Source organism: Sphingobium sp. ba1, assembly GCF_000743655.1.
Taxonomy (GTDB): Bacteria; Pseudomonadota; Alphaproteobacteria; order Sphingomonadales; family Sphingomonadaceae; genus Sphingobium.
In genome coordinates this window covers 595,394-596,251 of the sequence record NZ_JPPQ01000083.1, presented here as the reverse complement: position 1 = coordinate 596,251, position 858 = coordinate 595,394, and the positions used below count along the sequence as shown (strand labels likewise).

Below are 858 nucleotides of genomic sequence, written 5' to 3'. Positions count from 1 at the left end.
TGGCAGGCGAACGCCGTGGTGCCCGCCAACGACAGCGCGATCAGCCCGGCCTGCCCCTGTCGCCATGCCACCAGCGCGGCGAGCGCGGCATGCAGCCCGGTCAGCGGGTCGGCGATGGCATCGCCCGCGAACATCGCTTCGCCCCACCCCTCGGCCATGAGCGCGGCCAGGCCACCCGCCACCGCCGCATCGTCGCCAAAGCCGATCCGGTCCGGGTCGTCATGCGCGGTAAGGCCTATCCAGATCGCGCCGCGCGCCACTTCGGCGTCGCGATCGATCCCCAATTGGCGCAGCGCACGGGTGCGCGAGGCTTCGATCACGATGTCGGCTTGTGCAACCAGCGCGGCCAGCGCGCGTCGGTCCGCCGCGTCATGAAAGTCGAGCGTGACGCTCGCCTTGCCCGCATTGAGCAGGTCGTAGAAACCGCCATGCCCGAACCGCGCACCATCGAGCCGGGTGCGACTCTCCACCTTGACCACCTGCGCCCCCGCCAGCGCCAACAACGATCCGCACAGGGGACCGGCCCAGAGTGAGGACAGATCGACAACCAAGGGCGGGCGCCCAAGCGCGGTGCGGACAGACTTGAGGGCCGGAAAGAACCGGGCAGGGGGACGGGGCGGCACGACGGCAGCGATGGCCATGCTCATCTCGACCCCGCGCGCCAGCAGCGTCCCGCTGTCACACCCCGCCGCGGCCCGCTCTATCGCGGCCCAGTCCGACAGGTCGGCCGCATGGTCAGCGAGCAGGATGGGCAGCAGGTCGCGGTCCGCCTCCCGCGCCAGATTGAGCGCGATCTCGCCATCATTGACCCGCATCAACCGGCAGGACCCGTTGGCTGACATCCGTCCCCCGCGCGTG

Annotated in this window: 1 protein-coding gene; it reads right to left on the bottom strand. The window is 70.9% G+C overall.

The window, feature by feature from the left end; translation table 11 throughout:
* Nucleotides 1–815 (bottom strand): CoA transferase (locus tag IL54_RS25615; protein WP_237748994.1); only part of this gene is annotated, 815 nt, incomplete at its 3' end.
* Between the last annotated feature and the right edge of the window lie 43 nt (nucleotides 816–858).